The following is a 14,465-nucleotide window of genomic DNA, read 5'->3' on the forward strand; positions in this document are numbered from 1 at the left end:
CGCCGCCCCCATCCCGGGGACGGCGGGCCGAGTCCTGCCCCCGGGAGCCGGTGGGCGGGCCGGCCGGGGTGGGCGTCAGTCGTCGGCCGCCGGAGCGAGCAGACGGGTCAGCAGTTCGGTGAGCCGGGTGGTGCGGGGGCGGGGGAGGACCTCGGCGACCGCTCGGGGGAGGGCCTGGTCCACGCCGTGGACGACCGAGAGGTGCCGCTCGCCGCGGCCGAAGGCGGTGTAGACCCAGGCCCGGTCCAGCCCCGGGGCGGCGTCCCCCGGGAGGACCACCACGGTGGCCGGCCAGCGCGTCCCGGCGGCCTGGTGGGCGGTCAGCGCCCAGCCGTGCCGGACCGAGGACTCCACGGCGTCCTTGGGGACGACTGTCCGGCCGGTCTCCCCGCAGTCCAGACGCAGCCCCTCCGCGTCCGCCGAGACCACCGTGCCCGGCACGGTCCGGCCCGGCGCGGGGGCGTACGCCACCCGGTCGCCCGGGTCGAACCCGCCGAACCGTCCGGGGCCCGGGTTGAGCCGCTCCTTCAACGCCGCGTTCAGCGCCCGGGTGCCGGCCGAACCGCCGTGCCCGACCGTGATCACCTGGGTGTGCCCGGCCGGCACACCGATCGCCCGGGGCACCGAGTCCGCCACCAGCTGCACCGTGCGGTGGACGGCCTCCCCGGCGTCCCGCACCGGGACGATCACCACCTCCTTGCCCGGAGCGTCCACCTGGTTCAGCTCGCCGACCCCGATCCCGGAGACCAGCTCGCCGATCGGGCCCTGGTCGGGGAGGCGGGAGGCGGCCTTGGGGCACACCCCGGCCGCGAGCACATCCGCGAAGACCCGGCCCGCGCCCGCCGACCACAGCTCGCCGGGGTCACCGCTCAGCACCAGCCGGCAGCCGTCCGGCAACGCCTCCACCAGCATCGCGGCCGTCTCCACGTCCAGCCGCGGGGCGTCCAGCACCACCAGCAGGTCCAGCGCCAGCGCCCCCTCCTCGTCCCGGCCGGGGCCGGCCGCACCGGAGAGCAGCCCGGCCACCGTCACCCGGGCCGCGCCCGCCTCGCCGGAGCCCTCACCGGGACCGTCACCGGGGCCGCCGCCGGGGCCGCCGCCGGGACGCGGGGTCCGTCGGACGCCGTCGCCCGTGTACGCGGCCACCGCCGCCCGCAGCCCGCGGTCGTGCGCCGCGTCGGCCAGGGCCACCGGCTCCCGGCGGGCCTCCTCGCCGCCGGTGTGCAGCACGAGCCCGTGCTCGGCGAGCGGACCCGCCAGCTCGGCCGGGCGCAGCTCGCGCCAGCGCTCCTCCGGGGCGGTGCGGGCGATCCGGGCCAGCCCGTCGGCCAGGCTCTCCTCCGCCATCGCGTAGCGGTCGAGTCCGAGCAGGACCCGCCCCGGGGCGCGTCCGCCCTCGTCCTGTCCGGCCTCCGCCGCCTCCTCGCCCTCCGGCTCAGGATCCTCCTCGTGCTCGCCGTCCGCCCCCTCGCGGAAGACCAGCACCGCGCCCTCGGCCACGGTGTGCCGCACCGCCTCGTCCGGGTCGGGCACGCCCCGCTCGGCCAGCGCCGCCCGCACCTCGTCCGCGTCCACGGCGGTGTGCCCGCGCTCGGCGGCCTGCTGGAGCAGCCAGCCGGTGAGCGCCACCGCACGGCGGCCGTCGTCCGGGCCGCACTCGGCACCGAGCAGCGCCCGGGCGAAGCCGTCCGCCTGCTCGGGCCGGACCCCCGGCACCGCCAGCAGCCGCCAGGGGTCCTCCCGCAGGGCGTCCGCCGCCGTCTCCCCAAGCGCCTCGACCACCCGGGCGGCGAGTGCCTCGGGGGCCCCGCCCTCGGCCAGCACCGACCGCACCGCGGCCACCGCCTCCGGGCTGGCGGCGCGCCGGGCCTCCTGCCGCCGCCGCTCGGGCGCGGAGGCCGTGCGTACCGGCTCGGGGGCCACCGGCCGGGGCGCGGGCCTGCGCTGCGGGGCCGCGGGGGAGTCGTACAGGGCCGCCCCCGGCTTCTCACCGCTCTCCACCGCGCGCACCGCGGCCAGCAGATCGGCCGCGGAGCCGCTGAGCTTCCCGCCCGCCTGGAGCGGACCGTCCTTGGCCGCCTTGCGCTCCTCGATCCTGGCCCGCAGCTCCCGCTGGGCCGCCAGCTCCGCCTGCGCCTCCGACAACTCCCCGCCCGAGCCACCCGAAGCGTCCGAGCCGCCCGAGCCGCCCGAGGCGTCCGAGCCATCCGAAGCGTCCGGCTCCTTCCCGCCGGACCCCGCCTCGGCCGAGGCCGGTGCCTCCGAGGCCGGTGCCTCCGAGACTGGTGCCTCCGAGGCCGGCTCCCCTCGCCGCTCCGGACCGGCTTCCGGCTCCGGACCGTCCGCCGACTCCAGCCCCGGACCGTCCGCCGACTCCGGACCGTCCGCCGACTCCCGCTCCGGCTGCGGCCCGGGCTCGGCGGGTGCGGCCTGCTCGGCCACGGCCTGCTCCTCCTCCGCGGGCTCGTCGTCGCTGTCGCTCGGGTGGCCGGGGGTCTCCCCCCGGGGAAGGGCGGTCACAGGGTGCTCCAGTCCTGGTCGGGGTAGCGGTGCACGGGGGCCGAGACATCGTCCAGCGCCCGTCTGATCTCGTCAGGAAGACTAAGGGCCTCCACTGACAGCGCCGCCGTGAGCTGCCGCGCGTCGCGGGCGCCGACGATCGGGGCGGTCACCCCGGGCCGGTCCCGTACCCAGGCCAGGGCCACCTGGAGCGGGGTCGCCGCCAGTCCGTCCGCCGCGATGGCCACCGCCTCCACCACCCGGGCGGCGTCCTCGTCCAGATAGGGCTCGACAAAGGCCGCCAGCCGCTCCGAGGCGCCGCGCGAGTCGGCCGGGACGCCCTGGCGGTACTTGCCGGTCAGCACCCCGCGGCCCAGCGGGGAGGACGGCAGCAGCCCGACGCCCAGGTCCCGGGCGGCGGGCAGCACTTCCCGCTCCACGCCCCGCTGGAGCAGCGAGTACTCCATCTGGGTGCTGGCCAGCCGGGCCCGGCCGCCGGCCCCGGCGAGCTGCCAGGTCGCGGCCTTCGCCAGCTGCCAGCCGCAGTAGTTCGACACCCCCACATAGCGGGCCCGCCCGCTGCTGACCGCGATGTCCAGCGCCTGGAGGGTCTCCTCCAGCGGGGTGTCCGGGTCGAAGGCGTGCACCTGCCACAGGTCCACGTAGTCGGTGGCCAGCCGGGCCAGCGAGGCGTCCAGCGCCGCCAGCAGATGCCCGCGCGACCCGTCGAACCGGCGGTACGGGTCGGCCACGCTGCCGGCCTTGGTCGCTATGACCAGCTCATGGCGGGGGATCAGCCGCTCCACGAGCTGCCCGAGCAGGTACTCGGCCTCGCCGCCGCCGTACACGTCCGCGGTGTCGATCAGCGTGCCGCCCGCCTCCCAGAACGCCTTCAGCTGGTCGGCGGCGTCGTGCTCGCCGGTGTCCCGGCCCCAGGTGAGGGTCCCGAGCCCGATCCGGGACACACGCAGGCCGGTCCGGCCCAGATGCCTCTGCTCCATGGCGGCGAGATTACTGGCCAGAGGCGTACGGGCAGAGAGGCTGTGGACAACCGTGGGAGGAGACCGCCGCACCTTCGAGTGAGGCGCCTGTCCACCGGCGACGTTCCCCGGCCCCGGGGCCGGGCTGGCGGACCCGCCCCCTGACGGGACGGGGAGGGGCGCGCTAGGCTCCGCCCCCAGGACGTTACTGGTCAGTAAACGGTGTGTAAGGGGACCTGTATGCGGCTCGGCATCAACCTCGGCTACTGGGGCGCGGGCATGGACGGCGACAACCTCGCCGTCGCACAGGAGGCGGACCGCCTCGGGTACGACGTGTGCTGGGCCGCCGAGGCGTACGGCTCGGACGCGCCGACCGTGCTCTCCTGGGTCGCGGCCCAGACCGAGAACATCGACATCGGCTCCGCGATCATGCAGATCCCGGCCCGCCAGCCCGCGATGACGGCCATGACCGCGGCCACCCTGGACTCGCTCTCCGGCGGCCGCTTCCGCCTCGGCCTCGGCGTCTCCGGACCGCAGGTCTCCGAAGGCTGGTACGGAGTGAAGTTCGACAAGCCGCTGGCCCGCACCCGCGAGTACGTGGAGATCGTGCGCAAGGCGATGGCCCGGGAGCGGCTCACCCACGAGGGCGAGCACTGGACGCTGCCGCTGCCCGGCGGCCCGGGCAAGCCCATCAAGCTCACCGTGCACCCGCAGCGCGAGCACATCCCGCTCTACATCGCGGCGATCGGCCCCAAGAACCTGGAGCAGACCGGCGAGATCGCCGACGGCGCGCTGCTGATCTTCCCCTCCGCCGAGCATCTGGAGGAGACCGCCCTGCGCCCGCTGCGGGCCGGGCGGGAGAAGGCCGGCAAGACCATGGACGGCTTCGATGTGGTGCCCACCGTGCCGCTGGCCGTGGGCGACGACGTCACCGGCCTCGCCGACATGTTCCGCCCGTACACCGCGCTGTACGTCGGCGGGATGGGCAGCCGGAAGCAGAACTTCTACAACCAGCTCGCCCGGCGGATGGGGTACGAGAAGGAGGCCGCCGAGATCCAGGAGAAGTACCTCGGCGGCGACAAGGCCGGTGCGGCGGCCGCCGTACCGCACTCGCTGATCGACCAGACCACCCTGCTGGGCTCGGTGGAGCGGATCGCCGAGAAGATGGCCGCCTACGCGGAGGCCGGGGTCACCACGCTGACCCTCGCCCCGGCCGGCTTCACCCTGGAGGAGCGGATCGCCGCCCTCCGCGCCGGTACCGAGGCCCTGGAGCACGCCGGGCTGGTGGACTGAGGGCAGGAAGAAGCCCCGGGGCGCGTGAGACGTGACGGCCCCGGGGCCGCACCCGGCCGGCCGGACGCGCGCGACAAAGCCGGAGACGCGGCACAGCCGGAGACGCGCGAGGCAGGCGCGGAGCCCGGACAGGTCTGCGGCCGTGGTGGGGGCTCGGGGTCATCCCCGCCACGGCCGTCGTGCTGCACAACGCCCCACCGGCCCCGGGGTTACGCAACCGCGCAGAGCCGATCGGCGCACTCCCGCGCCCGTCCTCGTTGCTTCACCTCCCGCACGGCATGCCGCCCGCCTCCGACGGAGACGGATGGAAGCACGCAAGGAGACCGGGAAGCCCGGCGGTCCGGGCGTGCGCGTACGGAGGTGGCACCTATGCTGTCGGCCCGAAGCCTGTTCCAGGAGATCCTGGACCACGACGAGTCCTACCGGCTGTTCTGCTCCATCGCGGCCAGCGGGGAGGCCCAGGGCGGCTGGGAGAACGGGCGGATCGCCGCCCTCGTCCCCGAGGGACTGCGGGAGCTGGCCCCCAAGATCGCCCGGCACGGCGCGGACGAGGACAAGCACGGCCGGATCTTCCAGGGACTGCTGCGCAAGCGGAGCCTCAAGCCGGCCCCCGTCCCGGCGGCCACCGACTACACCATGCTGCTGGAGCGGCGCGGCATCGGCCTCACCCACGACAAGCTGCGCCGGGACCAGCCGCTGACCGAGCGGGACATCGTGGTCTACCTGTGCCACAGCCGGGTCACCGAGCAGCGCGCCGCCGACCAGATGGCGATGCTGGTCCGCCACTTCGGCGACCACCCCGAGGTGGGCAAGGCGATCCGGATGATCAGCCACGACGAGGGCAACCACCTCGCCTACTGCCACGAGGAGCTGCTAAGGCTGGCCCGCGCCGGGCACGGCCGGTTCATCCTGCGCACCCTGCGCGAGTCCGCCCTCGCGGAGACCGCCGTCCACCGGGACGTGAGCCTCGCCGTCATGGCGCACATGGGCCGCATCCTGCGCTGGCCCAAGGCCAAGTCGGCGCTGCTCGCCGCCGGCATCCACGCCCTGTACGGCTACGAGCGGGCCGGCGGCTGGCGGCGGATGACCGAGCTGCGGACGCCGGAGCGCCGCGACGCCCTCGGCGGCCCGGCGGAGCCCGAGTCCGCGCCCGCGCCCGCCCCCGCGTACTGAACCCGCGTACTGAAACCGGGGCCGGGGTCAGAGCCAGCCGCGCCGCTTGAACAGCCGGTGCAGGCCGATCATCGCCCCCACCATCAGCAGCACCACCGCCGGGTAGCCCCACTCCTCCTTCAGCTCCGGCATGAACTCGAAGTTCATGCCGTAGACCCCGGCCACCATGGTGGGCACCGCCGCCATCGCCGCCCAGGCCGAGATCTTGCGCATGTCGTCGTTCTGCCGCACGCCCATCTGCGCGAGATGCGCCGACAGGATGTCCGAAAGCAGCCGGTCCAGCCCCTCCACCTGCTCGGTCGCCCGGGTCAGGTGGTCGGCCACGTCCCGGAAGAACGGCTGCGCCTCCTCGCTGACGAACGGCACCCCGCCGCTCGCCAGCCGGGCCGTCGGGCCGGACAGCGGATTGGTGGCCCGGCGGAACTCCAGCACCTGCCGCTTGAAGGTGTAGATCCGCGCCGCGGTGTTCTTGGCGTCCCCGCCGGTCGGCTGGAACACCTCGGTCTCCAGCTCCTCCAGGTCCACCTGGAGCTCGCCCGCCACATCGATGTAGTGGTCCACCACCGCGTCGCTGATCGCGTACAGCACCGCCGTCGGCCCCTGCCGCAGCACGTCCCGCTCCCGCTCCAGCCGGTCCCGCACCGCCGCCAGCGGGGCGCCCGCGCCGTGCCGCACGGTCACCACGAAGGAGTCGCCGACGAACACCATCAGCTCCCCGGTGGACACGGTGTCGCTCTCCGGCTCGTACACCACCGGCTTCAGCACCATGAACAGCGAGTCGTCGTACACCTCCAGCTTGGGCCGCTGATGCGCCTTCAGCGCGTCCTCCACGGCCAGCGGATGCAGCCCGAACTCCTCGGTGACGTGCGTGAACTCCTTCTCCGTCGGTTCGTGCAGCCCGATCCAGAGGAAGGTGTCGCCGCCGGACGCCCGGGCCGCGTCCAGCGCGTCGGAGAAGTCGTCCGAACCCTCGGTGCGGTGGCCGTCCTGGTAGACGGCGCAGTCGACGATCACAGCGCGTATTCTCCCTCCGGGCGCCGGGCCGCGCACCCGTCCGGCCGCCTACCCTGGCAGCCATGGCCACGTTGATCCTGGTACGGCACGGACGCTCCACCGCGAACACCGACGGCGTGCTGGCGGGCTGGACCCCCGGCATCGCCCTGGACGAGCGGGGCGCCGCGCAGGCCGCCGCGCTCCCCGGGCGCCTCGACGGGGTGCCGCTCGCCGCCGCCGTCAGCAGTCCGCTGCAGCGCTGCCGCGAGACCCTGCGCCCGCTGCTGGAGGCCCGCCCCGGACTGCCCCTGCACACCGACGACCGGATCGGGGAGTGCCACTACGGCGACTGGTCCGGCCGCAAGCTCTCCGAACTGTCCGGCGAGCCGCTGATGGAGGTCGTCCAGCAGCACCCCTCCGACGCGGCCTTCCCCGGCGGCGAGTCGATGCGCTCCATGCAGGCCCGCGCCGTCGACGCGGTCCGCGAGTGGAACGCCCGGGTGGAGGCCGAGCACGGCCCGGACGCCGTGTTCCTCATGTGCTCGCACGGCGACATCATCAAGTCGGTCGTCGCCGACGCCCTCGGTATGCATCTCGATCTGTTCCAGCGCGTCCATGTGGACCCTTGTTCCGTGACCGCCATCCGTTACACCCGTCTGCGGCCATTTCTGCTGCGACTCGGCGACACCGGCGACCTCACCGGGCTCGCCCCGCGCGAGCGGCCGGACGCGGATCCGGGCCGGGACGCCGCCGCGAGCGGGAACGCGGAGGTGGGCGGCGGCGCGGGCGCACCGTGATCCCTTCGCACAGTAGGGTGGACGGGCCCGAGGCGCCGTCGTCGCCTCACCGGCCGCGTATCGCCTCGGCGAGAGCACCGCGTGCCGGAGCATGGCCGACCGCGAACTGAAGCAAGGGAGAGGGAACGTGTCCCGTCAGGTGTTCCTCTATGACCCACCGGAGCGTTTCGTGGCCGGCACGGTCGGGCTGCCTGGGCGCCGCACCTTCTTCCTCCAGGCGTCCGCGGGCGGCCGCACCACCAGCGTCGCCCTGGAGAAGACCCAGGTCGCCGCGTTGGCCGAGCGCATCGACGAACTGCTGGACGAGGTGGTGCGCCGCACCGGCGGCAACGCCCCGGTGCCCGCCGTCGCCACCTCCGAGGCCACCGACACCGCGCCGCTGGAGACCCCGGTGGAGGAGGAGTTCCGGGTCGGCACCATGGCGCTCGCCTGGGACGGCGAGGACCAGCGGATGATCGTGGAGGCGCAGGCCCTGGTCGAGCTGGAGGCCGACTCCGAGGAGGACCTGGCCGAGGCCGAGGAGCGGCTGCTCCAGGACGAGGAGAACGGCCCGCCGATGCTGCGGGTCCGGCTCACCGGCTCCCAGGCCCGGGCCTTCGCCAAGCGCGCCCTGGACGTGGTCAACGCGGGCCGGCCGCCCTGCCCGCTGTGCAGCCTGCCGCTCGATCCGGAAGGACATGTATGCCCGCGCCAGAACGGGTACCGGCGGGCGTGAGGCCGGCCGGCGACACGGGCCCGGCTCCGGATGCGGTGTCGGCCCCGGACGAGCTGCTGGAGGTGCTCGCCGAGGGCGAGCTGACCGTGCGCGGGCAGGTCCGGGAGGCGTCCAACGCGGTGCTGCTGTGCACCGCCGCCCACCGGGGGCGGGAGGTCGACTGCGTCTACAAGCCGGTCGCCGGGGAGCGCCCGCTGTGGGACTTCCCCGACGGCACCCTCGCCGAGCGCGAGGTCGCCGCCTACGCGGTCTCCGAGGCCACCGGCTGGGGCCTGGTCCCGCCGACCGTGCTGCGGGACGGCCCGTACGGCCCCGGCATGGTCCAGCTCTGGGTGGAGAGCGACCCGGACGCGGAACTGCTCGCCCTGGTCGACGGCGACGAGCCGGGCGAGGGCTGGAAGGCCATCGGGTACGCGCAGGTCGAGGAGGACCGCACCGCCCTGCTGGTGCACGCCGACGACCTTCGGCTGCGGCGGCTCGCCGTGCTCGACGCGGTGGTCAACAACGCCGACCGCAAGGGCGGCCATCTGCTGCCCGCGCCCGACGGCCGGCTGCACGCCATCGACCACGGCGTCACCTTCCACACCGAGGACAAGCTGCGTACCCTGCTGTGGGGCTGGGCCGGCGAACCGCTGCCCGAGGAGGCCCGCGACACCCTGGCCGCCCTCGCCGAGGCGCTCGCCCCGGCCGCGCCGCTCACCACCCGGCTGGCCGAACTGATCACCCCGGACGAGCTCACCGCGCTCCGCACCCGCGTGGCCGCCCTGCGCGCCTCCGGCCGCCACCCCGAACCGTCCGGGCAGTGGCCGGCCATCCCCTGGCCGCCCGTCTGAGACGGGGACCGAGAAGACCGCACCTCCGCGGGCGCACTGCCGGGGCGCCCTCGGGCGCACTCCCCCGGGCACACCCCCTCGGGCCCACACTGTGGGCGCACCCCCCTGGGCGCATTCCCAAGCCCCATGTGGGCGCACACCCTGGGCCCCCCTGTGGGCGCACCTCCTTCGGTGGACCCCCGGGCCCACACTGTGGGCGCACTCCCCGGGCACACCCCCTCGGGCACCCGCCGAGCCCACCCCCTCGGGCGCCCCCCGGGCACACACTGTGGGCGCACCCCCGGGCGCATTCCCAAGCCCCCTGTGGGCGCATACCGCGGGCGCACCCCCTAGGCGCACACCCCGGGTGCACACCCTGGGCCGGGCCGCAAGAGTGCCCGGCCGGCCATCGCGGCCGCTTGGCCCCCGGCCCGGTCCGTATCCGGTTCGTATCCGGACGCCGCGTCCGGTTAGGCTCATGAGCATGCATGCCTGGCCCGCTTCCGAGGTCCCCGCCCTGCCCGGCAAGGGCCGCGACCTCCGGATCCACGACACCGCGACCGACGGCCGAGTGACCCTCACCCCCGGTCCGGTCGCCCGTATCTACGTCTGCGGCATCACGCCGTACGACGCCACCCACCTGGGGCACGCGGCGACCTACAACGCGTTCGACCTCGTACAGCGTGTGTGGCTGGACACCAAGCGGCAGGTCCACTACGTCCAGAACGTCACCGACGTGGACGACCCGCTGCTGGAGCGGGCCGTGCGCGACGGCATCGACTGGACGGTGCTGGCCGAGCGCGAGACCGCGCTGTTCCGCGAGGACATGACCGCCCTGCGGATGCTGCCGCCCCGGCAGTACATCGGCGCCGTCGAGGCGATACCCGGCATCGTCCCGCTGGTGGAGCGGCTCCGCGACGCGGGCGCCGCCTACGAGCTGGACGGCGACGTCTACTTCTCCGTCGAGTCCGACCCGCACTTCGGCGAGGTCTCGCACTACGACGCCGAGGCCATGCGGGTGCTGTCCGCCGAGCGCGGCGGCGACCCCGAGCGCCCCGGCAAGAAGAACCCGCTCGACCCGATGCTGTGGATGGCCGCCCGCGAGGGCGAGCCCAGCTGGGACGGCGCCAGCCTCGGCCCCGGCCGCCCCGGTTGGCACATCGAGTGCGTCGCCATCGCCCTGGACCACCTCGGCATGGGCTTCGACGTCCAGGGCGGCGGCTCCGACCTGGTCTTCCCGCACCACGAGATGGGCGCCTCGCACGCCCAGGCCCTCACCGGCGAGTTCCCGTTCGCCAAGACCTATGTGCACGCCGGCATGGTCGCCCTGGACGGCGAGAAGATGTCCAAGTCCAGGGGCAACCTGGTCTTCGTCTCCGCCCTGCGCCGCCAGGGCACCGACCCGGCCGCCATCCGGCTCGCCCTGCTCGGCCACCACTACCGGGCCGACTGGGAGTGGACCGACCAGGTGCTGCGGGACGCCGAGGAGCGGCTGGCCCGCTGGCGCGCCGCGGTCTCCCGCCCCGACGGGCCGTCCGCCGACGCCCTGTTGGAAGAGGTCCGCGAGGCGCTCGCCGACGACCTCGACTCCCCGGCCGCGCTCGCCGCGGTGGACCGCTGGGCCGCCGCCCAGCAGGCCGGGGGCGGCACCGACGAGAGCGCCCCCGGGCTGGTCTCCCGCACGGTGGACGCGCTGCTGGGCGTGGCGCTGTAGGAGGCAGGCCGGCCGGTACGGCGGTACGAGGAGAGGGCGGCAAACCCCGAAGGGTGCCGCCCTCTCCTCGTACCCGGCCGCGTGCGCCGCAGCGCCGTACGCCGGGCCGGTGCTCTCAGTCGGCCCGGCGTACGGCTTCAGTCCTCCGCGCGCCCCTCGGACGAGTCGCCGTCCTCGCCCTTCTCCTTGGACCGGTCGCCGGGCGCGTCGCCCTTCCTGCCCTTGCGGGCCGTGCCCTTGGTGCCACGCGCCTTCCGCCCGCTCGGCCGGTCACCGGACTCCGCGTCCACCGGTCCGTCAGCCGCCGCGCCGCCGCCGGACTCCGCGTCCGCGGCCGACCCGCCTTCCGGGCTGTCCTCGGCGGTCTCCTGCTCCGGGTCCGTCCGGCGGGTGGAGCGGCGGGTCCGGCCGCCGCTCCGGCGCCGGGGCGCGTCCTGGCCCCCGTCCTCACCGTCTCCGCTGCCGCCGTTCTCGCTCTCGCCGGTCCCGGCCTCGGGGGCGTCCTCCGCGGACTCCTCGGCAGCGTTCTCGGCGTCCTCGCCGGCCGGCTCGGTGTCCCGCTGCTGCTCCGGCGTCTTCGGCTTCGGCGGCCGGGCGCGGCCCCCGGAGGGGTCGCGCAGATAGCCCGTGTCACCGGACTCGCCGGCGTGCCCCTGCCCGCCGCCGTCCCGGCGCCGCAGATAGCGCTCGAACTCGCGGGCGATGGCCTCGCCGGAGGCCTCCGGGAGCTCGGCGGTGTCCCGGGCCTCCTCCAGGGTCTGCACATACTCGGCGACCTCGCTGTCCTCCGAGGCCAGCTGGTCGACGCCGACCTGCCAGGCCCGGGCGTCCTCGGCGAGTTCGCCGAGCGGGATGCGGAGGTCGATGAGGTCTTCCAGGCGGTTCAGCAGCGCCAGAGTGGCCTTCGGGTTGGGCGGCTGCGACACATAGTGCGGGACCGCCGCCCACAGGCTCACCGCCGGGACCCCGGCGTGGGTGCAGGCCTCCTGGAGGACACCGACGATGCCGGTGGGACCCTCGTAGCGGGTCTCCTCCAGGTCCATGGTGCGGGCCAGTTGCGGGTCGGAGGTCGCCCCGCTGACCGGCACCGGGCGGGTGTGCGGGGTGTCGCCCAGCAGCGCGCCGAGGATCACCACCATCTCCACGCCCAGCTCGTGGGCGAAGCCCAGGATCTCGTTGCAGAACGAGCGCCAGCGCATGGACGGTTCGATGCCCCGGACCAGCACCAGGTCGCGGGGCTTGTCCCCGCCGACGCGGACCACCGACAGCCGGGTGGTGGGCCAGGTGATCTTCCGCACCCCGCCCTCCATGAACACCGTGGGGCGGTTGACCTGGAAGTCGTAGTAGTCCTCGGCGTCGAGGGCCGCGAACACCTCGCCCTTCCACTCCCGCTCCAGGTGCGCGACCGCGGTGGAGGCGGCGTCGCCGGCGTCGTTCCAGCCTTCGAACGCGGCCACCATGACCGGGTCGATCAGCTCGGGAACCCCCGCGAGCTCGATCACCCAGGCCTCCTTCCGAAGTTCCGTACGTACGAACCAACCTTACGGGCAACGGCGGGCCGGCCCGCAGCCCCCGTACCCGTCCGGGTGCACTTCACCGGCCATTCCCACCTGCCCGGAACCCGCCGGAAGCCTCTCCGGGCGGGGCGGTCGGCGCCGACCGCAAGCCACTACCCATCAGGGCCGCCGCGAACCCCCGCCGGCACCCTTCCCGGAGGGCGCGAAGGGGCCCGGGAAACCCGGTGGGGCGGCCCCGTGAAAGGGAGCCGCCCCACCGCGCCGTGCCCGGCCTTCCGCGACCGACGGACCGTCCGCACTCCTGCCGGTCCGTCAGTTCAGCATGCCGTCAGTTCCGCCCGCCGTCAGTTCCGCTTCCCGTCAGTCCCGGTCGCCGAGCACCGACTCGACCCCGGCGCGGATCTCGTCCGTGGCCAGGCCGCGGATGGTCAGCGTGGTCCGGCGGCGCAGCACGTCGTCCGCGGTGGCGGCCCACTCGTGGTCCCGGGCGTAGGCGACCTGCGCCCAGATCTCGGGCGCGTCCGGGTGGATCCGCTCGCCCAGCTTCGGGTTCTCCTGGGCCAGGCGCGCGATGTCGAAGGCGAGCGAGCCGTAATGGGTGGCCAGGTGCCGCGCGGTGTCGGCGGCCATCCGCGGACCGGGCGTGCCGCCGTCCACCAGCAGCCGGTGGGCGACCGCGTTGGGGTTGGCGATACCGGGCAGCGGCAGCTTCTTCGGCAGGTGGGAGATGGGCTCCATGTCCTCGCCCAGCGGGTGGCCGGGGAGGGCGGCGAGCTTGTTCATCACGGTGCGGCCGATGTGGCGGAAGGTCGTCCACTTGCCGCCGGCCACCGACAGCATCCCGCCGCGGCCCTCGGTGACCACCGTCTCCCGCTTGGCCTTGGAGGTGTCCCCGGGGCCGCCGGGCAGCACCCGCAGGCCCGCGAAGGCGTAGGTGATCAGATCGCGGGAGAGCTGCTGGTCGCGGACCGAGAAGGCGGCCTCGTCCAGGATCTGGGCGGTGTCCTTCTCGGTGACCGCGACCTCGCCCGGGTCGCCCTCGTACTCCTCGTCGGTGGTGCCGAGCAGCAGCATGTCCTCCCAGGGGAGGGCGAAGGTGATCCGGTACTTGTCGATCGGGGTGGCGAGCGCGGCCTTCCACGGGGAGGTCCGCTTCAGCACCAGGTGGGCGCCCTTGGAGAGCCGGATGGAGGGGGCCGCGTTGGGGTCCTCCATCTTGCGCAGGTGGTCCACCCAGGGGCCGGTGGCGTTGAGGACGAGGCGGGCGTCGACGCCGAACTCCGCGCCGTCCATCCGGTCCCGCAGCTCCGCGCCGGTGACCCGTCCGTTGGTGAACCGCAGCCCGGTCACCTCGGCGTGGTTGAGCACCACGGCCCCGGAGGCGACGGCGGCGCGGACCGTCATCAGCGCCATCCGGGCGTCGTTCATCTGGTCGTCGCCGTAGACCGCGACGGCCTTGAGGTTCTCGGTGCGCAGCTCGGGCACGTCCTGCGCGGCCTTGGCGGGGCTGAGCAGATGGCCGACGCCGTCGCCGAAGGCGGAGAGCGCCGAGTAGGCGAAGACGCCCGCGCCGAGCTTGGCGGCGCCGTGCGGGCCGCCCTTGTACACCGGGAGGTAGAAGGTGAGCGGGTTGGCCAGGTGCGGGGCGACCTGGCGGGAGACCGCCCGGCGCTCGAAGTGGTTCTCCGCCACCAGCTTCACCGCGCCGGTCTGCAGGTAGCGCAGACCGCCGTGGAGGAGCTTGGAGGAGGCGGAGGAGGTGGCGCCGGCGAAGTCGCCGGCGTCCACCAGGGCCACCCGCAGCCCGGACTGCGCGGCGTGCCAGGCGGTGGAGATGCCCAGGATGCCGCCGCCGATCACCAGGAGGTCGTACGTCGCCTTGTCGAGCTGCTCCCGGGTCTCGGCGCGACCGGGCAGCGAACCGGCGGCCGGGTGCGTCCCGTGCGAGGGGACGCTCTGCAGGGTGGTCATA

11 protein-coding genes are annotated in these 14,465 nt (G+C 74.8%); 6 read left to right on the plus strand and 5 right to left on the minus strand.

Annotated features, from left to right (window positions below):
• Nucleotides 1–75 precede the first annotated feature (75 nt).
• On the minus strand, nt 76–2,520 hold the full coding sequence (locus M1O15_RS18440) for a helix-hairpin-helix domain-containing protein (protein WP_248635031.1): 2,445 nt from the start codon (nt 2,518–2,520) through the stop codon (nt 76–78).
• Nucleotides 2,517–3,500, minus strand: a complete 984-nt coding sequence (locus tag M1O15_RS18445) for an aldo/keto reductase (RefSeq protein ID WP_248635032.1) — start codon at nt 3,498–3,500, stop codon at nt 2,517–2,519. The genes M1O15_RS18440 and M1O15_RS18445 overlap by 4 nt, the downstream gene beginning before the upstream one ends.
• 219 nt (nt 3,501–3,719) lie before the next feature.
• On the opposite strand from M1O15_RS18445, the gene M1O15_RS18450 reads away from it, so the two are divergent.
• The gene (locus tag M1O15_RS18450) at nt 3,720–4,772 is read left to right on the plus strand and encodes an LLM class F420-dependent oxidoreductase (protein ID WP_248635033.1); all 1,053 of its coding nucleotides are present in this window, start codon (nt 3,720–3,722) and stop codon (nt 4,770–4,772) included.
• Between the two features lie 369 nt (nt 4,773–5,141).
• Nucleotides 5,142–5,945, plus strand: a complete 804-nt coding sequence (locus M1O15_RS18455; RefSeq protein WP_248635034.1) for a ferritin-like domain-containing protein — start codon at nt 5,142–5,144, stop codon at nt 5,943–5,945.
• Nucleotides 5,946–5,972: 27 nt separating this feature from the next.
• Here M1O15_RS18455 and corA read toward each other — a convergent pair whose 3' ends face one another.
• Nucleotides 5,973–6,968, minus strand: coding sequence for a magnesium/cobalt transporter CorA (corA, locus tag M1O15_RS18460; RefSeq protein ID WP_248635089.1), 996 nt, complete (start codon nt 6,966–6,968; stop codon nt 5,973–5,975).
• A 53-nt stretch (nt 6,969–7,021) separates the two neighbouring features.
• Between corA and M1O15_RS18465 the strand changes: the two genes are divergently transcribed.
• The 4 genes from M1O15_RS18465 to mshC all read left to right on the plus strand — a co-directional run bounded on the left by M1O15_RS18465 (nt 7,022) and on the right by mshC (nt 10,976).
• Nucleotides 7,022–7,735, plus strand: coding sequence for a histidine phosphatase family protein (locus M1O15_RS18465; RefSeq protein WP_248635035.1), 714 nt, complete (start codon nt 7,022–7,024; stop codon nt 7,733–7,735).
• A gap of 127 nt (nt 7,736–7,862) precedes the next feature.
• The gene (locus M1O15_RS18470; protein WP_248635036.1) at nt 7,863–8,450 is read left to right on the plus strand and encodes a DUF3090 domain-containing protein; all 588 of its coding nucleotides are present in this window, start codon (nt 7,863–7,865) and stop codon (nt 8,448–8,450) included.
• A complete protein-coding gene (locus M1O15_RS18475) occupies nt 8,417–9,283 on the plus strand; it encodes an SCO1664 family protein (protein ID WP_248635037.1) in 867 nt (288 codons plus the stop codon). The genes M1O15_RS18470 and M1O15_RS18475 overlap by 34 nt, the downstream gene beginning before the upstream one ends.
• 463 nt (nt 9,284–9,746) lie before the next feature.
• The gene (mshC, locus tag M1O15_RS18485; RefSeq protein ID WP_248635038.1) at nt 9,747–10,976 is read left to right on the plus strand and encodes a cysteine--1-D-myo-inosityl 2-amino-2-deoxy-alpha-D-glucopyranoside ligase; all 1,230 of its coding nucleotides are present in this window, start codon (nt 9,747–9,749) and stop codon (nt 10,974–10,976) included.
• A gap of 137 nt (nt 10,977–11,113) precedes the next feature.
• On the opposite strand, the gene M1O15_RS18490 is transcribed toward mshC, so the two are convergent.
• Entirely contained in the window at nt 11,114–12,478 is a 1,365-nt protein-coding gene (locus tag M1O15_RS18490) for a PAC2 family protein (protein WP_248635039.1), read from the minus strand.
• Between the two features lie 375 nt (nt 12,479–12,853).
• On the minus strand, nt 12,854–14,464 hold the full coding sequence (locus tag M1O15_RS18495; protein ID WP_248635040.1) for a glycerol-3-phosphate dehydrogenase/oxidase: 1,611 nt from the start codon (nt 14,462–14,464) through the stop codon (nt 12,854–12,856).
• Nucleotide 14,465 lies beyond the last annotated feature (1 nt).

This window comes from Streptomyces lichenis (assembly GCF_023218175.1).
Taxonomy (GTDB): domain Bacteria; phylum Actinomycetota; class Actinomycetes; order Streptomycetales; family Streptomycetaceae; genus Streptomyces; species Streptomyces lichenis.